The sequence below is a fragment of the Dermabacter vaginalis genome (assembly GCF_001678905.1).
In the GTDB taxonomy this organism is placed as follows: domain Bacteria; phylum Actinomycetota; class Actinomycetes; order Actinomycetales; family Dermabacteraceae; genus Dermabacter; species Dermabacter vaginalis.
In genome coordinates, this window is sequence record NZ_CP012117.1 from 1,561,977 (window position 1) to 1,584,955 (window position 22,979).

The 22,979-nt window shown below is 59.9% G+C and carries 25 protein-coding genes, 1 tRNA gene, 1 pseudogene and 1 riboswitch; of the genes and pseudogenes, 18 read left to right on the top strand and 9 right to left on the bottom strand.

Annotation, left to right across the window (positions count from 1 at the left end):
- Positions 1-9: 9 nt before the first annotated feature.
- The 6 genes from DAD186_RS06815 to ribD all read right to left on the bottom strand — a co-directional run bounded on the left by DAD186_RS06815 (position 10) and on the right by ribD (position 3,710).
- A tRNA-His gene (locus DAD186_RS06815) sits at positions 10-82 on the bottom strand.
- An 89-nt stretch (positions 83-171) separates the two neighbouring features.
- Positions 172-654, bottom strand: coding sequence for a 6,7-dimethyl-8-ribityllumazine synthase (ribH, locus tag DAD186_RS06820; RefSeq protein WP_061211666.1), 483 nt, complete (start codon positions 652-654; stop codon positions 172-174).
- A gap of 25 nt (positions 655-679) precedes the next feature.
- Positions 680-1,303: a GTP cyclohydrolase II gene (locus DAD186_RS10630; protein WP_082991123.1), complete on the bottom strand. Its 624-nt coding sequence runs from the start codon at positions 1,301-1,303 to the stop codon at positions 680-682.
- Positions 1,300-1,935, bottom strand: a complete 636-nt coding sequence (ribB, locus tag DAD186_RS10635; RefSeq protein WP_082738705.1) for a 3,4-dihydroxy-2-butanone-4-phosphate synthase — start codon at positions 1,933-1,935, stop codon at positions 1,300-1,302. The genes DAD186_RS10630 and ribB overlap by 4 nt, the downstream gene beginning before the upstream one ends.
- Positions 1,932-2,582, bottom strand: coding sequence for a riboflavin synthase (locus tag DAD186_RS06830; protein ID WP_016664929.1), 651 nt, complete (start codon positions 2,580-2,582; stop codon positions 1,932-1,934). The genes ribB and DAD186_RS06830 overlap by 4 nt, the downstream gene beginning before the upstream one ends.
- 3 nt (positions 2,583-2,585) lie before the next feature.
- Positions 2,586-3,710: a bifunctional diaminohydroxyphosphoribosylaminopyrimidine deaminase/5-amino-6-(5-phosphoribosylamino)uracil reductase RibD gene (ribD, locus tag DAD186_RS06835; RefSeq protein ID WP_082991233.1), complete on the bottom strand. Its 1,125-nt coding sequence runs from the start codon at positions 3,708-3,710 to the stop codon at positions 2,586-2,588.
- Between the two features lie 98 nt (positions 3,711-3,808).
- Positions 3,809-3,952, bottom strand: a riboswitch (FMN riboswitch).
- 548 nt (positions 3,953-4,500) lie between these two features.
- On the opposite strand from ribD, the gene DAD186_RS10870 reads away from it, so the two are divergent.
- The gene (locus DAD186_RS10870) at positions 4,501-4,788 is read left to right on the top strand and encodes a hypothetical protein (RefSeq protein WP_150332985.1); all 288 of its coding nucleotides are present in this window, start codon (positions 4,501-4,503) and stop codon (positions 4,786-4,788) included.
- Positions 4,789-5,129: 341 nt separating this feature from the next.
- Here the strand turns inward: DAD186_RS10870 and DAD186_RS10640 are convergent, their stop codons facing one another.
- The 3 genes and pseudogenes from DAD186_RS10640 to DAD186_RS06845 form a co-directional block, all read right to left on the bottom strand.
- The gene (locus DAD186_RS10640; protein WP_074299012.1) at positions 5,130-5,348 is read right to left on the bottom strand and encodes a helix-turn-helix domain-containing protein; all 219 of its coding nucleotides are present in this window, start codon (positions 5,346-5,348) and stop codon (positions 5,130-5,132) included.
- Positions 5,348-5,824, bottom strand: coding sequence for a hypothetical protein (locus tag DAD186_RS06840; protein ID WP_157457107.1), 477 nt, complete (start codon positions 5,822-5,824; stop codon positions 5,348-5,350). Before DAD186_RS06840 ends, DAD186_RS10640 begins: the two co-directional genes overlap by 1 nt.
- A 962-nt stretch (positions 5,825-6,786) precedes the next feature.
- Positions 6,787-7,956 (bottom strand): annotated as a pseudogene (locus DAD186_RS06845) (IS3 family transposase).
- 3,079 nt (positions 7,957-11,035) lie between these two features.
- On the opposite strand from DAD186_RS06845, the gene DAD186_RS06865 reads away from it, so the two are divergent.
- The 17 genes from DAD186_RS06865 to DAD186_RS06945 all read left to right on the top strand — a co-directional run bounded on the left by DAD186_RS06865 (position 11,036) and on the right by DAD186_RS06945 (position 22,977).
- Positions 11,036-11,362 (top strand): helix-turn-helix domain-containing protein, encoded by a 327-nt coding sequence (locus DAD186_RS06865; protein WP_167550766.1) that lies wholly within the window; start codon positions 11,036-11,038, stop codon positions 11,360-11,362.
- A 212-nt stretch (positions 11,363-11,574) separates the two neighbouring features.
- Positions 11,575-11,901: a hypothetical protein gene (locus tag DAD186_RS06870; protein WP_034373746.1), complete on the top strand. Its 327-nt coding sequence runs from the start codon at positions 11,575-11,577 to the stop codon at positions 11,899-11,901.
- Complete coding sequence (locus DAD186_RS06875) at positions 11,876-12,631, top strand: nucleotidyl transferase AbiEii/AbiGii toxin family protein (protein ID WP_052126949.1); 756 nt, start codon at positions 11,876-11,878, stop codon at positions 12,629-12,631. Before DAD186_RS06870 ends, DAD186_RS06875 begins: the two co-directional genes overlap by 26 nt.
- On the top strand, positions 12,522-13,511 hold the full coding sequence (locus DAD186_RS11230) for a tyrosine-type recombinase/integrase (RefSeq protein WP_081976503.1): 990 nt from the start codon (positions 12,522-12,524) through the stop codon (positions 13,509-13,511). Before DAD186_RS06875 ends, DAD186_RS11230 begins: the two co-directional genes overlap by 110 nt.
- 73 nt (positions 13,512-13,584) lie before the next feature.
- Positions 13,585-14,169 carry a ParA family protein gene (locus tag DAD186_RS06885; protein WP_052126951.1) on the top strand — a complete coding sequence of 195 codons (585 nt, stop codon included), beginning with the start codon at positions 13,585-13,587 and terminating at the stop codon, positions 14,167-14,169.
- Positions 14,166-14,366, top strand: coding sequence for a hypothetical protein (locus DAD186_RS06890; RefSeq protein WP_034373749.1), 201 nt, complete (start codon positions 14,166-14,168; stop codon positions 14,364-14,366). Before DAD186_RS06885 ends, DAD186_RS06890 begins: the two co-directional genes overlap by 4 nt.
- An 18-nt stretch (positions 14,367-14,384) precedes the next feature.
- Positions 14,385-15,542, top strand: a complete 1,158-nt coding sequence (locus DAD186_RS06895; RefSeq protein WP_144246001.1) for a M23 family metallopeptidase — start codon at positions 14,385-14,387, stop codon at positions 15,540-15,542.
- An 11-nt stretch (positions 15,543-15,553) separates the two neighbouring features.
- The gene (locus DAD186_RS06900) at positions 15,554-16,552 is read left to right on the top strand and encodes a hypothetical protein (protein ID WP_034373752.1); all 999 of its coding nucleotides are present in this window, start codon (positions 15,554-15,556) and stop codon (positions 16,550-16,552) included.
- Between the two features lie 14 nt (positions 16,553-16,566).
- Positions 16,567-16,791: a hypothetical protein gene (locus tag DAD186_RS06905; RefSeq protein ID WP_034373755.1), complete on the top strand. Its 225-nt coding sequence runs from the start codon at positions 16,567-16,569 to the stop codon at positions 16,789-16,791.
- A gap of 158 nt (positions 16,792-16,949) precedes the next feature.
- Positions 16,950-17,471 (top strand): hypothetical protein, encoded by a 522-nt coding sequence (locus tag DAD186_RS06910; RefSeq protein ID WP_065248051.1) that lies wholly within the window; start codon positions 16,950-16,952, stop codon positions 17,469-17,471.
- A gap of 58 nt (positions 17,472-17,529) precedes the next feature.
- Positions 17,530-18,264, top strand: coding sequence for a hypothetical protein (locus DAD186_RS06915; protein WP_065248052.1), 735 nt, complete (start codon positions 17,530-17,532; stop codon positions 18,262-18,264).
- Between the two features lie 14 nt (positions 18,265-18,278).
- Complete coding sequence (locus DAD186_RS06920; RefSeq protein WP_065248053.1) at positions 18,279-18,707, top strand: hypothetical protein; 429 nt, start codon at positions 18,279-18,281, stop codon at positions 18,705-18,707.
- 358 nt (positions 18,708-19,065) lie between these two features.
- Complete coding sequence (locus DAD186_RS06925) at positions 19,066-19,755, top strand: hypothetical protein (RefSeq protein ID WP_034373765.1); 690 nt, start codon at positions 19,066-19,068, stop codon at positions 19,753-19,755.
- The gene (locus DAD186_RS06930) at positions 19,742-20,119 is read left to right on the top strand and encodes a hypothetical protein (RefSeq protein ID WP_065248054.1); all 378 of its coding nucleotides are present in this window, start codon (positions 19,742-19,744) and stop codon (positions 20,117-20,119) included. Before DAD186_RS06925 ends, DAD186_RS06930 begins: the two co-directional genes overlap by 14 nt.
- 86 nt (positions 20,120-20,205) lie before the next feature.
- A complete protein-coding gene (locus DAD186_RS06935) occupies positions 20,206-20,505 on the top strand; it encodes a hypothetical protein (protein ID WP_144246003.1) in 300 nt (99 codons plus the stop codon).
- A gap of 15 nt (positions 20,506-20,520) precedes the next feature.
- Positions 20,521-21,462, top strand: a complete 942-nt coding sequence (locus DAD186_RS06940; protein ID WP_065248055.1) for a hypothetical protein — start codon at positions 20,521-20,523, stop codon at positions 21,460-21,462.
- Positions 21,463-21,504: 42 nt separating this feature from the next.
- Positions 21,505-22,977, top strand: coding sequence for an SCO6880 family protein (locus DAD186_RS06945; RefSeq protein ID WP_335582196.1), 1,473 nt, complete (start codon positions 21,505-21,507; stop codon positions 22,975-22,977).
- Positions 22,978-22,979 lie beyond the last annotated feature (2 nt).

Genomic DNA, 22,979 nt, shown 5'->3' on the forward strand with positions numbered 1-22,979 from the left:
CTTTAGCGGGGTGATCGACGGGATTTGAACCCGCGACCGCCTGGACCACAACCAGGAGCTCTACCAACTGAGCTACGACCACCATTGTGCGGGGTCTCCCGCAACGGATAAATACTCTACCCGGCTGCCCCGGGACTTCGCGAATCCTTGCAGGAGAAAGGGATGTGAATCTCACCGCATGTCAGAAAGCGGGGCGAGGGCGCGGAACGTGCGGATCGCCGCCTCGGCCGCGGCATAGCCAGCGTCCTCGCTCGCGCCTTCCACACCCGAACGGTCAACGGCCTGTTCGCGGGTATTGACCGTGAGCACGCCATTGCCCACGGGGGTGGACTCGTCGAGGGCGACGCGTGCAAGACCCTCCGTCGTCGCGCCGGAAATGTACTCGAAGTGTGGAGTCTCGCCGCGAATCACGACGCCGAGCGCAACCACGACATCGCACGTGCGCGCAAGCGCTTGCGCGGCAACCGGGAGCTCGAACGAGCCGGGCACACGCACTTCCGTCACCGTGCAGCCCGCATCGGCGGCCGCGCGCCTGGCACCGTCGAGCAAGGCATCCATGATTTCCGTGTGCCAGCTCGCCGCCGCGATACCGATCGTCGCCGGGCCGGCATCATGCGTGCCAAGCGCCGAGGAGGGGGTGCCGTATCCAGCCATAGGGTTCTCCTTCGATGTCGTGGGGTTAGTCGTGCGAGGGGCCGAGGCGATGCGCCATCTTCTCGCGTTTGGTTTCAAGGTAGCGCCTATTTGCCCCGCGCGGTGCGATGACGCTCGGCACGATCTCGGCAACCTCGATGCCGAGGCCCGCAAGCGCGCCGTCCTTTTCGGGGTTATTCGTCATGAGACGCACGCGCCCCATGCCCAGGGCGCGAAGAATGTCCGCCGCATCGTCGTAGCGGCGTGCGTCAACGGGCAGGCCTAGGTGGACATTCGCCTCGACCGTGTCGTCACCGAGATCCTGAAGGTGGTAGGCGCGAATCTTCTCGAATAGACCGATGCCTCGCCCTTCGTGGCCGCGCATGTAGATCACGGCCCCTCCTTCGCGCTGGATCGTCTCGAGCGCTTTTTCCAGCTGCTCGCCGCAATCGCAGCGGTACGAGCCGAAAACATCGCCCGTCGCACATTCGGAGTGCACGCGCACGAGAGGAGGCTGGGAAGCGTCGGAACCCTCCCCCGGCCACGCGGCGCCACGCGCGAGCAGACTCACGTGTTCCGCATCGCGACCGCGCCACGCACGCACCTCAAACGTGCCGTGAGGCGTTGGCATCTGAATCGGCTCAGTGCCGCGAACGCGCGCCTCGCTCACTGGGCCGCCTCGCGGGCGTCCCGATCCTCGAGATACGCCGTGAGCTGCTCAATCGTGATGATGCCCAGCCCGTGCTCGCGAGCGAACGCCGCGAGGGCTTCCGCGTGCATCATCGATCCGTCGTCGTACACAACCTCGCCGATGAGCCCCACGGGGGTCAGGCCTGCAAGCCGCGTGAGTTCAACAGCGGCCTCGGTGTGGCCGGGACGCTCGCGCACGCCGCCGTCCTTCGCGATAAGGGGAAGGACGTGACCCGGACGAATGAGGTCTGCCGCGCTTGCGGTCGCGAGCGTGCGCGCCGTGATCGCCCGATCCACCGCGGAAATACCTGTCGCTTCAACCGCGCGTGCATCGCAGCTAATCGTGTAGGCGGTGCGCAGCGGATCCTCACTGTTCGGAACCATGAGCGGAAGCTCAAGGGCAGCGGCGCGCTCAGTGGTCATGGGCGCACACAGGTACCCGGAGCTGTGCCGCACAAAGAAACCGACCTTCTCGGGGCTCGCGAGCTCGGCGGCCATGATGAGATCGCCTTCGTTTTCGCGGTTCTCGTCGTCGAGCACCACGAGGATCTCTCCGCGCGCCAGCAGGGCGAGCGCCTCGTCCATAGGAGTCAGGTCAATCGCAAAGCTCATTTCGTGCACTCCTTGCGAGCGGCGCGCACGGCTACTAGACGCGCCGTGTATTTGGCGATTACGTCGGTCTCGACGTTCACTCGGGTTCCGACGGTTGCCTCGCCGAGCGTCGTAGCCTCGAGCGTCTCGGGGATGAGGGCCACCTCGACGAACGCGGGGCTCTCCCCCGGCGTATTCACGGCCGTGACGGTGAGCGAAACACCATCGAGGGTGATCGAGCCCTTTTCGGCGACCTGCTCTTCAAGGTTGTCGGGGATCTCGATGCGCATGCGGCGCCACGTCCCCTCATCGTCAATGCGGGCAACGGCTCCCACGCCGTCGACGTGCCCCTGCACGATGTGGCCGTCGAGGCGGGCGCCGACCTCGGTGCAGCGCTCGAGATTCACGCGGCTTCCGACGGCGAGGTCGCCGAGGCTCGTGCGCGCGAGGGTCTCCCCCATGGCGATCGCGGTGAAGCGAGCCTCCTCGCCCTGGGTTTCGGGCGTTTCAATCGCCGTCAGGCACACGCCGTTCACGGCGAGAGATCCGCCGAGCGCGAGGCCGTCGAGCAGAGGTGCCGGTGCCGCGAGGGTGAGGCGCGCCGTGTCGTCCGCCCCTTTCTCAAGCCCCGTCACGGTGCCCTTCGCGCTGATAATTCCTGTAAACATTGTTCACTCGCCTTTCGTGGGAGTTTGCTGCCGCGCACGCGGGATCGCGTGGAAGAGAAGATCTGAACCGCTCACATGGAGTGATTCGGGAACGATGTCGAAGTCAAGCCGGTTCTCGAGGGTCCCGATGCCGAGCCCCGTGACCGCAGGTGTGCCCGCACCGAGCAAAGTCGGGGCCTCGTGGATCCAGAGGTCGTCGACGAGATCGAGCGTGAGCGCCGCGGAGATTAAACGCGGGCCACCTTCGAGAAGCAGGTGCTCAACCCCGTGTTCGGCGCGCAGGTTTTCGAACACGGCGCGGAGATCTCGCGTGCGATAAAGAAGCGGACGTGCGTGTTCAGGGCCGTGTGTGGCTTTCGCGAGCCGCGAGTGTGGCTCGAGCGGGCGCTCGCCAATCACGACTCGCCGCGGTTGGCGTGCAGCGAGCGTGCCGTGCGCATCCCGCGCGGTAAGTGCGGGGTCATCGGCGAGGGCCGTGCCCGTACCCACGGCGATCGCGTCCACGGTGCTGCGGAGCGCGTGCCCCTCTGCACGGGCGTCCTCTCCGGTGATCCACGCGTTCGTGCCATCGGCTGCGGCCACGTATCCATCGAGGGTGCGGGCGATCTTTGCCGTGACGAACGGACGCGACTCGCGCGTGGCTTGGAACCAGCGGCGGTTCAGTTCCGTTGCGCGGGCAGTGAGGTCCCCTCCGACGCTACCCGGCAACGCGTCACTCCACAGACGGGCGTTGATGCCGGCATCGCGAAGAAGAGCACCCCCGTTCGCGGCGATGTCGTGCGGGTCGCGAACGGCGTAGAGCACATGCGCAACGCCCGCGTCGATGAGAGTGCGCGCGCACGAGGGGGTGCGGCCGGCGTGGGCGCACGGTTCAAGAGTCACGATGCAGGTCGCACCGTGCACATCGAGGCCACGTTCCCGGGCGGCTAAGAGGGCATCTGCTTCGGCATGCGGGGTTCGGGCGCCTCGGTGGAAGCCTGTAGCAAGGAGCTCCCCGGTGGGGCTGAGAAGTGCTGCGCCAACGCGCGGATTGGCACCGAGGGGTCCGCGCCGCGCCTGTTCGAGCGCGCGCTCACACGCCTCACGCAGGGCGCTTTCGCGCGCGGCGTCGTGAGGGGGCTGATTCATGCCCATGGTCCTCGCCTCCCGCATCGCTCATCTCAATCGATGATCCGGGAGAAGGGAAAACTGCGAGAGCACGGCGCGTAAAAGCGGCATGCTTCGCCCGCATGAACCTCCCATCCAGACTGTACTGTCGGCACCGGAATTCCACCGGTCAGGCCCAAGGCTCGCCCCACGGAGTGAAACGCGCCCGGGTTAGCGGGCTTTCACCGCCAGTTCGGAATTGCACCGAGTTCCCGGAACATGCGCCACCAGTTTAGCGCGCATGCGGGAGGGAACGACAAAACCCCCGCTCTTTCGAGCGAGGGTTTCCGTGTCGTGCGCCATCAGGGATTCGAACCCCGGATCCACTGATTAAGGTGTTCTCCCACCCGAGTAGTTTTCCTCCGTGTAATTGGCCGTGTGCATATCCTTCGCGAGCGGGATCGACGCGCACTGGCGGAGCCGAACCCCTTCGATGGCGTCAACAAGACTGTCGCGGGCCGGATGAGTCGAGGAGCCGCTCTCTCCCCTACATCGAGGGGAACCCTCATGTTTTCCGCTCCTTCATCATCACGGATCATGACGAGGTCGAAGGTGACTGAATTGCCGAGCTACAAAGACTCCCTGAGCCCTCCTCCATCGCGCAGAACCCGTACACCACAGCCGGACGCGGCGTTGTAGGTGAGCTCTTCAGCCGCGGCCGTAGCTGCGCAGCCGCAATAATCGCGGAGGAGTCTGTTGCGACCTCTCAAGACACCAAGAAAAACATCACTTCCATTCCGCCTGCCCGCAGCGCCTGCTAAATTGCACCAATATGGAACGCATCAGCTTTGGTTGGGACTACACGGATTGGCCGATATTTAGCAGCAAAACCGGCAGCGATCCGTATCCAGACATCCGCTCCCAAATATCTCCCGATCTCGCCAATGCTCTCGCACAGTGGGCTGAAGAGATGTGCGAAGCGTACGCGGATGAGACTGGTCTCGTCCGACCAACGCCGTCAACAGCCGCCAAACTCGATAGCAAATTCGATGAGCTGACTTCACGACTTCTCGCTGAAGGAATCGACGTTGAGCAAGACGTCCGTTGGTGGCATTCGTAACCACACGATGGGTGTCAATGCACCCGATCTACGATCTACATGAGCTCTATACAGGTCGCACGTTTCCGCACCTTTGCGAGAGCAAGCGCTGCGGGTAGAGGTATGTGCGCCGCGTTCCCAAAGGGCAGTTTTGGCATGCGCGCGGAAATAAACGCGCAGGGAAACAATCATGCTCAAACGCAAGTGCTCACAGCGGCATAGGCGACTGGAGACCAGAACCGGTCGTTTCACATAGCATTTGGGGCACTTTGCATCCGGTTGCACCAAAAACCACACGGCATTACAGCAAAGCTCGAGTCAATCCATAAACGGGAAGGTCGTAAGAGATGCGTAGAGACAGTTCAATTCGTTGGCGGATCTGGGTCAAAGCGCAAGATGTCTCCTGGTTCGCACTCGAGCGCCTGACACAGAGCCGCCAACGTGGAAAACCTAATGGCCCGAGCGTGACCATTTTTTAGGACACTTAGATTTGTCGGAGAAATATCTACACGCTCCGACAATTGCTTAACCGTCATTTTCCTCTGGACTAGCAAAATGTCTAAATCGACTCTGATGGCCATCAGACTAAACCTTGCATGTCAGATTGCATAACAAGATAGGACCGTGCAGAGGACCTCAGGGCGATGGTAAAGCAGACCGACGCTACACCAAAAATTATATTCGCCAGCAGAAGAAGAACAATCCCTGGTCCACCCACCTGCACGACTGCAAGAAGATGAAGCAGCACTAAAGCTGGAATTCCGAATACTCCACAGAAAAGAGCACCTATACCAAGCAGCAAATCTGGAGCTCGCAGTGGCAGTAGCTGCTTTGCACGCAGTTCCCGCACGAGGAAAAAAGTAATGACAAGCACGCACTCGAGACAGAAGAGAGCTGCTATTCCCGCAAGCGCGTAGGAGAGAGTGAGAGGCGCGGTCTCCGCGTACGCCCCTCCGAAGGCCTCGGCTAGCTCGGGAAGAAGGATCTGGAGCAGGAGGCAGCCTAGGAGCAGTGCTATGAGTGCGCCTTCACTGGCGCGGCCAACCATTCGTGACATGTAACGATTATCGGTAATGACGTAACGATAGTCAATATGTATCCGAGAGCGAACAGCCTCAAGACTTGAATGAACTGGTCACCGTGGGCGGCGTTGCCGGGATAGGCACGGGTGAGCCAGGAAGGAACACTTGGCCATCCGCACCCGTGGTGTTCGTGTGAGCGGGGTCGGCGGTTGTGCGGGCAACTTCCTGTCCGAGCATCCATGCCTAACGGTGCGGGGAATGACCCTGCGGGGCCCTTGCGGCTGCCGTTGTAAGTGGTGATTTCGATGATGACCTTGGAGTCGTCGGGAAGTCGTATTCCTTCTTGTTTGGCAGAACATGCGTTAGGACGACGAGGTTGGAGTCCCCTGGAACAGTCATGCCGGTCACGTGCGCGGAACGGAGATCTTTCCGGCGGTACCGCTATCAATCGCGATATCGGCGGGCGCCTTCTTGCGTTCGGGTCGAAAGCGTACACAGCGTCTTTGACGTCGGCGGCACGCGCGCGCGTGGCCCTAAATGGCGACAAAATGAAAAATTGATGGACGTGCTCGGCTTGCCACACGGAGTCGTCTACGCCAACTTCGAGGCGATTCGCCTTGGAAGGCCTCGGAAGTGGCGACCATGGCGGAGCACTTCTGTATCCCCATCGCCTCGTTCTACGACGGCCTTGCGTCGCTATATATCAGTGAAGCCCCCGCTCGAGGAGCGAGGGCTTCTGTTGTGCGCCATCAGGGACTCGAACCCCGGACCCACCGATTAAGAGTCCCAAACCAGGCGACCTTATCGAGGTTGATTTCACCGGCGGCAGCGGATGACCGCCTGAGTGACGCTACACCTTTGACGATATATATCTTGGGCAATATGGTGATGGCACGACGTGGACACTGCACTGCAGCATGGAAGTGTCCGAGTGGTACGCAAAACTCAGTCCCACAGACAAAGGGAACTTCTGCACGATTAGGTGACAATGGTGGTGTCAGGCTGCGAGGCTCACGGCCTGGTTCATGATGGTCTCGTATTCGATGGGGGCAGTCGGCCCAGTCGCGTTTGTCGGCGGCGCGGGTGGTACGTTCTCTCGATCCAGGTGCCGATTGCGATGCGGAGTTCTTCGCGGGTCCGCCACCGCTTGCGGTCCGGAACGTTTTTCTGCAGGAGTGCGAAGAAGGAGTCCATCGCTGCGTTGTCGCCGGCCGCACCAACTTTGCCCATCCACCCGATGAGGTGGTGGCGGTTCAGGGCGTGCACGAAGCTTCGCGCTCGGAACTGGAATCCTCGGTCCGCGTGCACGATGCACCCAGCAGCATCGGAACGGCGCGATACCGCGTTGTTCAGGGCGTTCACCGCGAGACGGGCCTTCATCCGGCCGCTGATCGAGTAGCCCACGATCCTCCCGAAGAACTCGTCTTTGATCGCGCACAGGTAGAGCTTGCCCTCGTCGGTCCAGTGCTCGGTGATGTCGGTCAGCCAGAGCTCGTTGACGTCACCTGCGGTGAAGTCCCGCTGGACGAGATCGTCGTGCACGCTCGGGCCTGGGCGTTTCCTGTTCTTACCGCGCTTCTTCCCGAACACGGGCCACCACTGGTTATCTCGGCAGATCCGCCACGCGGTTTTCTCGCACATCACTTCGCCCGCGGCGCGGGCCTCCCCTCCCCTACTAGGAATCTGGATCCGAACTCGGGATCGTCCCGGTGGGCGTCGAACAGAGCGTTTGCCCGGTAGGCCTCGGTCAGCTCGGAGGCGGTGACCTGCCGGTTTCGCCAGCGGTAGTAGGGCTGGCGGGAGAGGTTCAGGACCCGCAAGGACACCGCGACGGGGATCCCGTCAGCGGCGAGCTCGCTCACGAGCGGTTAGAACCATTTCCCGGCAAATTCGTCTGGGACAGGTAGGCGGCCGCTCGACGGAGGACCTCGTTCTCCTGCTCCAGCACCCGGTTGCGGCGACGGAGATCGCGCAGTTCCGTCGAGTCCTCACGGGTCCTCCCGGGGCGGTTGCCGTCATCGATATCGGCCTGGCGGATCCATTTATGGAGCGCCATCTCGTGGATTCCGAAGTCCTTCGCGATCTGCGCGAGCGTGACGCCGTCCTCACGGGACCGGGCCACCCGTACGACGTCATCGCGGAACTCTCGAGGGTAGGGAGCGGGCATAGGGCACATCGTTCCAGGCCGCCCTGCGGGCAAGCCAGATCAGATGTCACCTTTCCGCGCAGCAGTCCCTCCTGATTGCTTTTCAAATCGCGCTTAAACTCCTGCGCCGAGGAAGAGCCTGGTGCATACGTTGTTGGGAGGTGCTCGTGCGTCGGCTACATCTGCCTGTTGATGGGTGCGCTGCCGAATGTGATCGCATCGGCAGCGCACCCGCCGCGGGGGCGTTTTCAGCCGCCCGAGGCCCTAGGAGTCGACCCGGTTGGGCTCTGCCGCAGTGCGCGTGCTGCGGTTCGGTCCGCGTTCTGCCTCTCGTGGCGGCGACGGCTGTGAGTGTGCACTGCGTGCCTTGAACACGAAGCCCCCGGTCGCGACAAGGACTGCGAGTGCCCCAATGCTGGACCAAATAGCATGCGTCTGTTGAGTGAAGGCATCACTTACTGCGATGGAACTCGATACGCCTAAGCATATGCCGAATAGCGCACCGATTAACCGGTCTTTCATCATGGCGGTTCCTATCTCTCGGGCCGTCGTGTTAGGGAAGGCGCATGCACGGAACGCAGACATTGGGGGCGCCAAACTCTGAACAGCATGCTCGCAACGCGGGACCGCATGAAGCGAAGGCGCACGCTAGGCAGAGGGCGATACCGGCGCCGGTGGGAGATGAGGCGCATGGTGCCGCGCATGTAGCGCATCCTGCTGCTCGCTCCAGACACTGCATGACGTTCTTTGACTGGCAGGATCCACTCACCTGATAGTTCGTCTTCGCGCAACCGCCACAAGGATCTTTCTTTGATGCTCTCGCTGTGTGAGCATCGTACGTGGCAGCTAATTGGGCAGCTGGGATTGGCTTTTCCGCGCGACCATTGACACTTGCGGCTGAAAGGGAGAGAGCGTCGTTTTCCTGGTCATACCTATATATTTCGACGTCGACTCCGGTGGAGCCGTCTTCGGCGGTCTCTTTTGTATAAACGAGGAACCGAGAGTCGGGAAGCTGGAGGGCTGCGACGGACCGGTGGGAGCCGTCGCTGAAGCTTGTCCGGGCGAACTCCGATTGCATTGCTTCGGGCGCATCGGGACGCTGCCCGGCCTCGGTGGCCTCCTTACCACGTAATCCCTTCTGAGCGATGGCTGTGCTCCGCGGGAGACTCGTTGCCAGGTCGAGGTCAAGTGCGGCGAGGGCAGCTCTTGTGTTGCTATCTTCCGAAAGCTCTTGCATCAGCTCGTCGATGCTGGGCTGGTCGAGACCACTAGTCTTGGACTTTAGCGGCTTCGGCTCGAGGGCATGCGCCACCCCTGAGCCAACCCGTGTATGGATGGTTGCAATGGTAGCGACGGCCGCGAGCCCGGCTGCGCTTTGAAGCGCGGCGCGCCTACTGAAGAACCGTCGCTCCGCATGAGGAGTAGTAAATGCTAGATGTTCATTATTGCGGTGAACTCCGATAATTCGGGCCAACAGAAGGGACGTAGTCGGGCCAAAGCGGCGGGCCATGAGAGCAACAAGCCGCGGGCCTAAGTATACCTTTGGGGTAGTACGATTGAACGTGATCGCCACGGGGATGTGTGGCGGGTTTGGGCCGAAGTGGTTGATGCGGATCTGTTCGACCTCTGGGTCGGAAAGAGGTCGTGCGAGGAGTTTGCCGTTGGTTTCCTGCTCCAGTGAGTGAGAGATGGCGCTACATTCCCCGCACCCTGAATCAAAGGCGATGTAGGTTTTCGAATAGTCCAGGGAGTCCTGCGTCATTACTGTACTCCTGTGGCTTTTTCGGAAGGCACCGGTTGGTCACCCCTGAGTCAAACTAGCAGCCGACTCTAGTGTGGTCAAGATCTCAAGTGAGCTTCCTCTGAACTCCGGGCCAGTTCTAAGGACCAAGCATGGGGAGTCGGTCAAACGTGTTGCTCTCGGAGATCGGTTTGGATTTCGTGAACAAACGAGGTGTGTAGTCGGGCGGCGATAGCCCTTTGTGGAGGCGCATACCGCCGAGGCTATTTCCCGACTAACCTGGCCGCGATGACGTCGTCCGTGTCGCCCTGAACCGTGAGCACGGCACCCACCTGAAGGACATCGCCGAGGACTTCGGCACCAGCTTCTCCTGCCTGACGAACTGGGTCCGCCAGGCCGAGGCCGAGGCCGGCAACAAGTCCGGCACCACGAAAGCCGAAGCCGAAGAACTCCGCGCCGCATCCCCACGCCCCCAGATGCCCATGAGCACCACTGAAACGTGGCAACCGAGCCACCCGCGACACCACGAGCCCACGCATCCTGCATCAGCACATGGTCAAAACCGTCGCCGTCATCAGCACGCGACAGCTCCGAAAACCGTGTCACCGCCTCAACTCCAGGCCCCACCTGACGAGACCCAACCCCCATCACGTCCTCAACCGCAGCCCGATCAAGATTCGTCGCGACACTCGTAATCACGTAACCGAGAGGGTTATCCATCGCCAGCAACCGCGCCGCGAAAACCCCTAAATCACCGCCACCGCAGCCAGCCACAACCAAGACCGCTTCGCTCACGCAGTCCCCACTGCATTCGAGCGTCGAAGACTTAGCTGAAAGCACTTCACCGATGAGCTCCACGAACTCAGGACCTGCTTCGCCGTGCCAGCCGTCTTCGGCTAGCCCGCCCAAGATTCCCCGAAACCTCGCTTGGTCAGTCATCGCGCTACCGCCTACTGCGCCGAGCCCTCGTCGGACTCACGCGCTTGCTCGGCAGCTTCACCCCATCGGCGAAGCATTTGGCCGCGAACGTTAATTTTTCGTCAGTCGCGGCTCGTAAGGACAATGCGACTTCGTCCCAGGTCGCAGGCCGAACGGAACGCCTTTGGTCCATTGCCCAGTCATAAAGTCCGGGGTAGCCCTTTTGTGTGAGCAGGATGTCTGCAATTCGAGCACTAGTAGTCATAAGGACAGCGGACTACTATTTTTAGTAATCTCGCACCATCTTAAATACAAATTGGTAACGATGCAGTTAGCGCCCACCCTGAGGGTATGTTGACACTGAATCAGGTAGGAATCATAAAGCAAACGGTAGACGAACGAATTTCTGCGGCCACTCGCGCACTGGTAGCACTCCACGGCATGAGGAACGCCGACCTAGCAGATGTGCTTGGCATCGGGCAGAACTCTGTGTTTATGAAGTTGCGCGGCGACTCACCTTGGAAGGCGGCTGAGGTGGCACTGGTGGCGGAATACTTCGGTGTGCCGATCTCTATCATTTTCGATGGGATGGCTGCCGTTAACAATGAAGAAGCCCCCGCTCTTCCGAGCGGGGGCTTCCGTGTCGTGCGCCATCAGGGACTCGAACCCCGGACCCACTGGTTAAGAGTGTGTGGGCGCGTGTTGCTCATCCTTGCTGCGTTCCCTGTGGCCTTGGTGGTGTTGTGTGTGTTTGCGGGGCGCGACTGAGGGGTAGCAAGGTTCCGCAGCGTTGCGGGCTGGCATCGTGTGGGTGAGGGGCGGTCTCCTTTTGCGCATGGGTCTTGTGCGGGCGGCGTATAGATTTGTTGAATAGGCGCAGGATCAAGCATACGACTCATCGAAGTGAATCGCGGACTGTACAGCGTTGTACATTAGGCGTGAACGGATCGAGCACAGTACGCGGGATGGGAGGTTTAGTGATGAGCACTGAGCGGGTGTTCTATCGAGATGTGAAACCGTATGCGGTTCCAGTAAAACTTGAGGAGCTTCATGGACCGCATGACGGCTGTGTTGACCTTCCTATTTCCGTCCGTTGGCTCTCAGATCGTTTCGGTGTGAACATTGAGGATCGTGTTGAGCGGCGCATGGCGTACTCAGCGCTGTTGGCTGAGGGCACGATGCAGGACATTAGTGGTCTGGTAAACCGTGACAGGTTGTGTGAGTCGTGGGGAGAGTTGCGGCTTGACCAACGTGTGAGGGACATGTGGGAGGAACGGTTCAGTGAACTCGCGGCAGGAGCGCTTTAGTCACGCTCTCCAGTTCGAGGTTGCCCACACGTGCTTGGAAGCTATCGGTCGTACGGGTGGTTTTGCCCTTGCTGGGTCGGGAGCTATTCGTGAACATGAGCTGATTTCGCGTCCGACGGAGGACGTGGACTTGTTTACGACTCACGAATTTCGTCCCGAGTTTCAGAACTCTATTGACCGCGCGCGGGTGGGCCTTGAAGCGCGCGGCTTCACGGTGGAGGTTATTCAGCGTCTTGAAGAGTTTTGTCGGCTTCGTGTTGAAGCTGACAACGGACAAGAAACCCTGGTCGATATGGCGATGGACTGGCGTGAAAACCCGCCGACGGTGCTCGATGTTGGCCAGGTGCTTGCGTTAGACGATGCGGTGCGCAGTAAGGTGCTCGCACTGTACTCGCGTGGTGAGGCGCGTGACTTCTTGGATGTCGCCGCCGTGGTCGAACACGGATGGCAGGGTGCGAGGCTGCTTGAACTGGCAGAGGCAGGCGACCCGGGATTCGATAGGAACCACTTTGCGCACCGACTGCGGGAGGTTGCATTCGTGGATCTTCGGGAAGTTGAGGCGTACGAAGTGACACGTGAAGAGCTTGAGGCAATACAGCGGCGCTTGGTTGGCTGGGCAGATGCGATTACTCAAGGAAACAAAAGTACAACCCGAAACCTCGTACCTCCTCAACCGTGGGACGAGCCTGGAGTGTTCCCAGGTAACGGGGGAATTGGACCGTCTTTCTGAGGGGAGACGAACGCTTTGCCGGGTAGCGTCGGTGGGGCGGGCAGGGGCGGTAACGAGCGTAGGTGAGTATTTGCCGTTATGGGTAGATCATTTGCGGGCGGGGAATCGGTCAGAGGGGACCGTAAAACTACGGGTGTACCACGTCGAGTGTTTCGAGCAATGGTGTGCGAAAACGGGTGGTCAGGGACTAAGTAGCGAGGGCATCGCGGCGTACTTGGGGGCACATGGCTGGTCGGCTGCCACACGGCGTAGTGTCCGGACATCATTGGGGTTGTGGTGTGCGTTCTTGGAGGCGCAGGGGGTGCTGGAGGTTAATCCGGTGGCGAAGTTGCCGTCTGTGATCGTGGAGCGGCGGTTGCCGCGTCCATGCCCGGATGAGGTGATTGTCAGGGCGGTGGTGGAGGCGGAGCCTCGTGTGCGATGCATGGTGATGTTAGCGGCTGAGGCGGGTTTAAGGCGCATGGAGATTGCTGTGGTGCAGCGTGACGACTTTATGAAGGATTTGTTTGGGTGGTCATTGCACGTGCATGGCAAGGGGCGCAAGAGTCGGGTTGTTCCGCTTACGGAGTCGGTGATGTCTGCGGTGTCGCGTCAATGGCTGGATGTTCCGGCGTTTTGCCCGTGGTTGTTTCCTTCGTCGCGAGGTGGGCATTTGCAGCCCATTCGGGTCGGTGAGTTGGTGAATGAGGCGTTGCCGGGGGCGTGGACTACTCATACGTTGCGTCATAGGTTCGCTACCCGCGCGTATCAGGGTTCGAAGGACTTGTTAATGGTGCAGAAGTTGTTGGGGCATGAAAAGCCGGAGACGACGGCTATGTACGTGGGCATGGATACGTCGGAGTCGCGGGCCGTCGTGGAGCTGGCACGGTTGAAGCTTTAGAACTTTTACAGGGCTTCGGTGCGGGACTCGGTGAGGGGGTGATGACGTTTATGTTTCCCGTTCAGAGGTGCTTGTGAAGATCACGATTGCGAATACTAAGGGTGGCGTTGCTAAGACGACTTCCGCCATGATGTTGGCGACAGTGCTGTCGGATGCCGGTATGTCAGTCGAGGTGTGGGACGCCGATCCACAAGGGTCGGCCACACGGTGGGCAATGGTTGCTGAAGAAAACCGGGAGCCTCTGAATTTTGAGGTGCTCGCGGTGAATCAAGTGTCGGCGGCGCGGCCCGTGCCGCGCCGCATCGACATGGTGCTGGTGGATACCTCTCCTAATGCGGCGAATATTTCGCAAGCTGCTGTGGAGACGAGTGACCTCACGGTGATTCCGACGGGCGCTTCGCCGGATGATCTGGCACGCACGGTGAAGACTCTCGAGGTAGTGCAAAACATTGGCTGCCAGGCGCGTGTGTTGTTGACGCAGGCGGAGCCTCATACGGTGCCGTTTCGTGACGCGGTGCAGCGGTTGCGGGAGGTTGGTGCGCCTTTACTTGAGGAGGTAGCGGTAAAGGCTGTGCGTATCCGCGATGAGGCGGTGAGAAGACCTCGACGAACGTTCGGGTACGACGCGATTGCGCGTGAGTTGGGGCTGTTGGCATGACAAAGAAGTACGCACATTTTGGTGAGACATTCAATGAGAAGGCACGGGAGTGCGAGGCGGAGCAGACATTTCCGGTGCGCTTCCAGTTGAACGCGGGCATTCTTGCTCGGTTGGAGGCTCGTGCAGCGAAGGAGGGGTGCACGATGGCGGCTGTTGTCGAGCGTGCGCTGGACGTGGAATTGGATGGTGAACAGTGAGTTTGGGGCTGGTGTTTGGTGCGTAAGGTGCTCGGTGGTGCAGCCGGAGTCGCGTTCGTGCTGTTTCTTGCGGTGGCACTGTTGATCGGCGTCCTCGGGATCGGGTTGATTAGCGGTGTTGTCGGTGGAATGTCGACTGCGAGGCAGGAGTCGACGTGTGCACCAAGTGGTGACGCGGTTGCCGTCTCGGTAAAGGAGGGGGCACTTCCAACTGGAGTCGAAGGCTTGAGCGATCAACAGATTGCGGTGGCCGCCGTCATTATGAAGGTGGGTGCAGAGCTGGGTATGGGTGAGCGCGGCCAGTTAATTGCACTCATGACCGCTGCGCAAGAGTCGGACCTTGGGGCAGACCCGACAGCAACGACGCCTGACTCGAACCATGACGCGGGTCCCTTTCAGCAGCGGGTTCTACCGGGCTGGTACGGAACGCTGGAACAGGTTAATGACCCGGCTTACAGCGCGCGAGTATTTTTTGAGGGGCGCACGGTAAAGGAGAATGTGCCGGGGGCTGCGGGGCCGGTGGGCTATCACATTCCTGGCTTGAAGAACATCAAGAATTGGCAGTCTATGCCCTTGACGAAGGCGGCGCAGTCGGTGCAGGTATCGGCGTTCCCGAACGCTTATGCGAAGCACGAGAACCGTATGCGCCGAGTAATGAATGCGCTCGGAGATGTGAGTGGCGTCGAGGTGTCCTTTGAGGCTAGTGGGCAAACGGAGTGCGACGGCCTCGACGTGGCGGAGGAAGCAACAACGGAGGTGGTGCCAGGGTCGGTTGCTCAGTCGGGCTTCAGGCATCCAACGAAGGAAGGAACACCGATTACGTCGCCGTTCGGCTACCGTAATCACCCTACGTTGCATAAGAGGAAATTTCATGAGGGTATCGACCTTGGGAACACGTGCGGGACGCCGGTGTATGCGGTGCAGGACGGTGTGGTGGACCATGCGGGACCGAAGGGGAGCGCCTCGGGTAATGCCGTGGTACTGAATCACGAGGGCGGCGTCGTCACGCGCTACTACCATCTAAGTGCCTGGACAGTGAAAAAAGGGCAAACAGTGAAGCGGGGCCAGAGGATCGGCTCAGTGGGTACAACGGGGCGCTCCACGGGATGCCACCTTCACTTTGGTGTGGAAGTCAATGGTGCTCTTGCTAACCCGGCGAATTGGATACCGAAGTAGAGGTGGCAGGTATGAAGCGCAAAAGTGTTCCAAGTGTCGTCGTGGCCGGGATTGTAGCGGTCGGGGTGATTGGTCTAGTCGTCGCCCTCGTCATGCTATTTGGTGGTGGCAAAAGCGAAGCGCCGAGTGATGCGAAAGGGGCGGCCACCTCGAGTGCGGCACCTTCGGTTGAAGCTTCGCCTACGGAGCAGGAGGAGCCGGAGCAGACGGAGCCAAGCATGGAAACTACCTACGTCGAGGGAGTAGGCGAGGTTGAGGTGGCTTCGAACATCAGTGAGGACGAGGCGCGTAAGGAATTACAGGCGTTCGTAGATGCTTATGCGGAGCCTTCGCTAGAGCAGGATGAATGGCTGGCGTCGCTGGAGCAGTGGACAGAACCGGGATTGAAAGCGACGTTGCGTACGTCATCGCGGCAGATTGCGAAACAGTCGGCAGGGCAAATTAGCGAGATTGAGTTCTCGGATGGATGGCCGTCGTGGGCGGTTGTTAACTCGCGTGCCGGGAAGTATTGGATTGCATTCATCGTGGAGCCAAACGAGGACGACTGGGATGACCCTCGCGACTACTTTGTGACAGTAAAAGGGATCGATTACGAGCAGGCACCCAGTAAAGCGAAGTTGCCGTTGGGCAGCAGTGTCCGGATGCGAGAGTCCCAACTGGCAAAGCAGCTCGAGCTTGCATACATCACGACATACGCCCAGCCGGGTGGACAGACGGACGAGCAGCGTTTGGAGTTGATTCGTAAGACGTTCAAGGCGCCAGTGCACGCCCAGAAAATTCCACGAACGGCTCAGCCAGACCAGCCGATGAGGGTGTCGCCGATACGCATGAGTGAGGTGGCCTACGAGGATCCTGGAACGGGCGAGTTGGTAGCGCTGGTGGCGTTCCGTTATTTCCCCGAGGGGGCGGCAGGAACTCAGCAAGAACAGTTCATGCAGATACGCGTGCGGTTGGAACGACAGGCGGATGGGACATGGGCATTGATTGACGCAGAACAGGCAAGCCACTAGGAAGGTTGCGAGGAATGAACAAGAAGAGCTGGTTCGGCGATGATGTGGACCCGATGAAACTCGGCATTGATGAGTTCGAATTGCGGGAGGTCAATGGCCGAACGGTGGTAGTCGGGTATGGAGATTTCCCCGAGGATGCGGAGGGAGCAAAGCATCAGCAGTTCAAGCGATTCCGTGTGTGCGTAGAGTTGCAGGAGGATGAGACATGGAAAGTGATCGACATGGAGCCGGCAAGCTAGAGGCAAACGCGAAGGAGCACCGGTGCGGGCGCGCGTTGCCATTGTTCGGTGAGCCGAAGGCCCGGCGCGGGCGCACGCTTCGACCGTGGGGCTGGTACGCGGTGCAGGTTGAGCGGGGCGCCTCGAAGCGGCGTCGTGTGCGACGGGAGAGGAAGGCCGTGCACACTGAGGTCACTGTGATGGAGCCACATATACCGTTTGAGCAGTTCATTGTTGAGTCGGTGCGGTGGGCTGCGGCGGAGGCACGGCAGCCCGGTTCTGGCACGAGCGAGTGCATGATGATCGGTGCCGGGATCGGTGCGGCGGTGGTGATGATCCCGTGGATTGTGGTGTCGCCGTGGACAGTGATGGCGGCATGGATCACGTGGGTGTGGCTTGCTACTGTTCTTGTGGGCGCGTTGGTGGGCTGGTGGTTCGCGCGGCGTGCGGTGCGCGTGTTTGAACAGCAGTGGGCGGCCTTCGAGGCTGCCGGTGGCGCGTTAGTACTCGCACGGTTGGATACGCCAGGGGTGCGCGAGGTTGTCATGCAGTTGGATCGGATGGCAGAGCAGTTTCTTGCAGGGCATATCAGCCGCGAGGAGTGGACACGCGCGCGGGTCGTAGCATGGCAAAAATTGGCTGAGGGGCGGACTGAGACGAGTAGCGAGAATCAACTAGAAAGGTTGAGTGAGTCGGCCTAGGAAACGATGGGTAGGTGACGTATTAAGTTTCGACGCACCTGCTGAAAGGGGCACGTTCATGGCGATTCCGGACCGATTTGAGGGCATTTTCGGGTGCGGGCATGAAGGGACTGCATCGTTGGCGGATGTCCCGCTGGCGAAGCGGTTACGACGTATCGACTGGTTGAAAACGGAAGGTACGTGTGGGGCGTGCTTTGCGAAGAAGGCGGGACAGCGACGTAAGCAGGAGTCGCGTGAAGCAGCGCGGTGGGCAGCTGAGCACCGTTTGCCGCCGTTGAATGGCTCCGATAAGCAGATTGATTTTGCGGAGTCGTTGCGCCAGGACATTTTGACGGACGCTTATACCCAACTGGTGGAGTCAGGACGTATGAGCGATGAAGACTACGCCGAAAAGATCGAGGCGAAGGTGCTGAAGATTCATTCCGCGCGATTTTGGATCGACGCGCAAAACACCACAGTCGAGGACCTAGCGGGAGTGCTCGATACGGCAGATGAGGTTGTGGCTGCACGTGTAGCGGAAGAACAGCAGCTCATGCGCCTGGAGGGTAGTCAGAAGCAGGTGGACTGGGCGACACGTATCCGCTTCGACCTGCTCGAGAATGCGCAGGCGGACCTAGTTCCAGCGAGGATGGATGCGGCAACGTTCGATTCGGAGGTCGTGGGTAAGGCTCGCAAGATCAACAGCGCGCATTGGTGGATTAATCAACGTGATGCGAGCACCGATGATTTATTGCAGCTTCTGGCTGATCCGGGCTATGACGCAATTGTCGAGAACGTAGAGGCACAGGGCTAGAAGGGTTGCTGGGCGTGGACTCGCATAAGTGGTTCGGGATCGAGTTAGACCTGAATATCAGTATTGAGCAGTTGGAAGTGTGGGAGGAGGAGGACCGGGTAGGTCTCGTTGCGCGTATCGGGCATGACGCCTCTCCCGAGAGTGCGGTGGCGGTGAATGTGCAGCATCGCAAGGATGACCAGGTGGGTGTCGGGACCGGTTCGATCAACTATGTGCCGCAGTCGTTTGCGTTTATTGATAAGGCGTTGGATAGGTGGTTCGACCGGCCGCGCGGAACGTTTGCGTCGGTGAAGAAGGTGTTTGATCGGGCTTTGGCTATGGCGGCGGTGTTGGATACTGCGCCGTTGAAGGGCGGCGTTGGGGCGTTGAATCGACAGTTAGCTGAGCAGGTGGACGAGCACCGTAGGCAACGGGAACGGCGAGATGCTGAGGCGCAGGCGTGAGCAGTGAGGCAAGGCGCGCTGCGCTCTTGCGAGCGGTGGAGGAAGGATACCGTGCGCAGGTGCGTTGGGATTTGCCTGACTTGGAAGCGGAGTCTGACACGGACGAGGTGCGTGCATTTCTGTACAGGCATCGGGCATTGTCGCTGATTGAACAGGAGCTAGTCGCGCCGGACGCGCTTCGGCGTCGGCGGCAGCCGTTCGGTGAGGAGTGGGCGACTGAGTGGTGGCGCGATTCCATTTTGCCTGCGGCGCGGCGCCATTCACGTGCATCATGGTGGTTGAACCGTGCACCGCGTAGAGCGCTGTCGTGGGCGATTGCCCTAGATCCGGCTGGAGCATCACGTAAAGGATTTATCTAATGACGACTCCCCCAGCATCATCTAAAGCCACGCTTGATCAGGTAGTGCGGCATCCCGTGACGTGGGTGCTTGCTGCGCTCATGTTGGTGTTCTTGGTACTGACGATCGTATTGAGTGTAAAGGTGGCCGGTGGCGCCGCGAGTACGAACGGGTCGAGTGAGAGTTCTGCGGCTAGTGAAGCAGAGCCGGAGGCGACGGAAGTGCTGTATTCGATGAAGGGTGAGCCGTACCGCGATGAGTATGGGTCAATCATGGAAACTAGCATTGACGAACTGGATGAGTACGCGCCGGGGTGCTTGCTGGGTTTCCACAGTGCGGATGACTCAACGGCGTATTTGAACCAGGTGCGCGCGTGCGTGAGTGATGAGTACTTCGCGCAGCTAGTTGAACGGAAGGCTATGGCACCTGATTTTAAGGAGCTGAAGGACTCGGTCGTTCAGCGCCAGGTGGTGGCAGGTGAAACGACGCGGAAGAAGTGGGTGTGGCCGGAGCCGAAAGGGCGCGAAACACAGCACATCGAAATTGTTGACACGTTGAAGGACGGCTCACAGCGTCGTACGAAAGCCACGCTCACTTACGACTACGAGGGGATTAAGTTCGAGTGGGGCGAAGGGACCAACCTGAAGTCGATTCGACAGACCCGCGTGATCGGGGATCCAGTAATCGAGGAAGTACATGAAGGTGAGTGAATACGTCGCCGAGGGCGGGCGTAGCGGTGTGCGTATCGGCATTGATAACGCATGGGAAGAGTTCTTGGCGCCGTTTCGTAGTCTCGCCGGGTCGGTACTCATGCTGTGTTTAGCGCTCGGTGTGGGGGCTGTTGTTGTGTGGGTTTGCGTCGGTATGTTCCAGAAGCTGGCGCATATGCGTGGTGACGCGTTCAATCGTGTGATCGGCATTGTTGTTGCGATGTCAATTGCTGGCTCGCTCGCGTCGGGGGTGTTGTGGGCCTCTAACCGGTTCGGTTCACAATACATTCCGGTGGTGGAGCACCCTGGAGGCATTGATATTGGCAAGTTTCCGGAGGAATCTCCGAGTACTGATAGCGAGTAGAAACTCGAGCAACTAGGCGTGCGTGCCCGGTAAACGGTGGGACCCATGAAGGGTCTCACCGTTTTACTTTGGAAGGACGTAGGGATATGGGTAACTGGCCTAGTGCAGTGGTGTTGGCTATCGACCCGAAGGTCACACCGAACGACAACTTGCCGTTCATTAGCACAGTGCGCGACATCGTAGGTGGTGTGCTCACGCTGGGAGTTGTGGTGAGTGTGGCCGCGCTTGTGGTCGCCGCGATCATTCTTGTGTGGGGCAAGGTGTCGAAGTCGAGTATGGCCGCGCAGGTTGGTACGAGCGTGCTGCTGTGGGTGCTGGTGGGGGCTTCGATTATCGGTAGCGCGTCGGGTCTGATCGCCTGGGCAGCGGATATCAAGCTGTTCTAACGCGGAGGAATACCAATGGGCGATTGCAGCACGTTCGACGTTCAGTGCCATATCTCTAGCGCGTTCGCGAACGTTCTCGAACAAACCGCGAACACGTTCAGCCGTATCGGCTGGGAAGTCATGACCGGTGCATTCGGTGGGACGGGCGGCACAATTTCCGGGGATGAGTGGAACGTCGCGACGGCAATGGCATCGAAGTGGGGCCTGATTTTGCTGATCGTTGTCGTCATTATCGGGCTAATCCGCGTGACGCAGGCGGCTATCCAAGGAGATATGCGGATAGCAATTTCAGCCGGAATATGGGCAATGGCCGCGTGGCCCATCACGATGTTGGCAATTTGGGCAACCATTGTCATCACGAACGCGACGGATGCGCTCACTATTGGCATTCTCAACGATGGCAGTGGTGACGTCGCCGACTCTATGAACAAGCTGTTTTCTGTAACGGTTAAGCCGACGGCGGAGGCCCTGGGGGGCGGAGATTTGGAAGATGCCGCCATCACGACTGCACTTACCGCTGTGATTTGTGGTGGCGGGACGTTATTGGCAACGGTCATTTTGGGACTCATGTTGGCGTTTCGAAACTTTGCACTGTTGGTCCTGATCGGGTTTTCGCCTTTGGCGTTTATGGCGCTCCCTATGGAGGCGTTGCGCGGGTGGATGCGGCAATGGTTGCAGGCGGTGGTCGCGCTGGTGGTGGCGAAGCCGTTGGCAGCCGGAATTTTGGTGATGAGTCACGCGATGCTCGGGACGGCAAACGACTTATGGGGGTGGGTCGTCGGCATCGTCGCGATTCTTATGGCGGCGTTCGCTCCGATTATCACGATGGGGATGTTCCAGTGGGCAGGCGGCCAGACCGCCGCAAATTACGGTTCGCATTCGTCTGCGGTTGCGAGCAACACAGTTGGTGGCGTGACCCGCGTCGGGCGTAGCGCTGCGAACGTTGTATGGAAGTAGGAGTTTGTTGTGACAAGTGTGCCTTCGACGGGCGGTCGTCGTGTGAAGTTCCCGCGTCTAGAGCGTGGGAGTTTCATGTGGGGCCTAGACCTGGCGCAGTTTTGTTTGGTGATATTCGGACTGGTGTCACTGGTACTTGTTCTGGCATTTGCTGGAGGTAAAGCGGCGCTGGTGTGGGCGATTGTGGCTGTGCCTACCGTCGTGTTTGGTGCTGTGAGTTGGAATGGACGCACGGCTGTGTCACGGGTGCGTGTGAGTGTGGAGCATCTTATGCGCCGTGCAGCAGGTAAGACAGAGTGGCGTGTGAGTGAGAAGCCCGTGGAGACGGGCACCCTGCCGTTGCCTGGTAAGCCTGGGGCGCGCGTCAGTGTGTACGGCACGAAATGGGCGGATGGTGCCGTGATTTTTGACGCGGGTGCTCAGACGGCGAGTGTTGCACTGCGCTGTGAGTCGGTGGGTTGGCCGCTTAGTGATGATCGTGATGAGCGTGCTTCGGCGTTTGCGGACGTGTGTCGCGGGCTTATCCGCAGGCCGCATATGGAGCGGTTGGCTATTCAAGCCCGCACTATTCCCGCGACTAAGCAGGCGGCGGTGACGTGGAATGAGGAGATTCAAGCTCAGCGGAACGTGAATGATGAGTGGGGCCAGGATGTCATGGAGCAGGTGCTTGACGGGGATCAATTTGTTGGGGCTGAGGGGCAGCCCGTTGGTCCCGAGTCGCGTGTGGTGCCGGTACAGCGTGACACTATCGTCGTACTCACCATGAACGTCAAGCGGGCCGCGCGTGCCGTGAAAGCGGGCGGGGGTGGCCTCGGCGGTGCCGCGCAGGTCCTCGCGGGTGAAGTGCGACAGTTCAGTGAGGAGCTGAAACGTTGCGGTGTGACGAGCGTGCAGTGGTTGACGCCAGCGGAGGTAGGTGACGCGGTGCGTGTCGCGTTGGATCCCGAGTCGGCAGACCGCATTCAGCAGATGGCTCAGGGGCGCACTGACCCGAACGGTCTAGCTCACGCGGTGCCGATGTTTGTGGACGACGATGATCCAACGAAGTTGGTGACCTCGGGCGGGTACCACATGACGTTTTGGATTGGACAGTGGCCCCAAACCGAGGTGGGTTCGGGATTTTTAGAGTCACTTATTTGCGAAGGCGATTATCCGCACGTGGTGACCACAGTGTTGCGCGTGGAGGGCGTGGATAAGGCTCTACGTTCTATTCAAGATCGGCGCTACGCGTTGCGGTCGAAGCAGCAAATGAATCAGCGGTTGCAGCGTCCGGACTCAATTTTGGATGAAGTTGCTGAAGCAGATTTACGTGAACGCGAGGAGGAGCTTGCTTCGGGGCACGTGAATGTGCACGTATCGGGCTATGTTCGCGTGTCTGGCGTCGATGAGGACTCTCTGGAGTTGAATGTGCAGTCGATGTATCGGGATGCAAATCAGCTGGATGTGCAGTTGCTGAAACGTCAGCAGTGGGAGGCGTTCTGTGCGTCGTCACTGCCGCTTGGTTGGGGGCTGTAGAG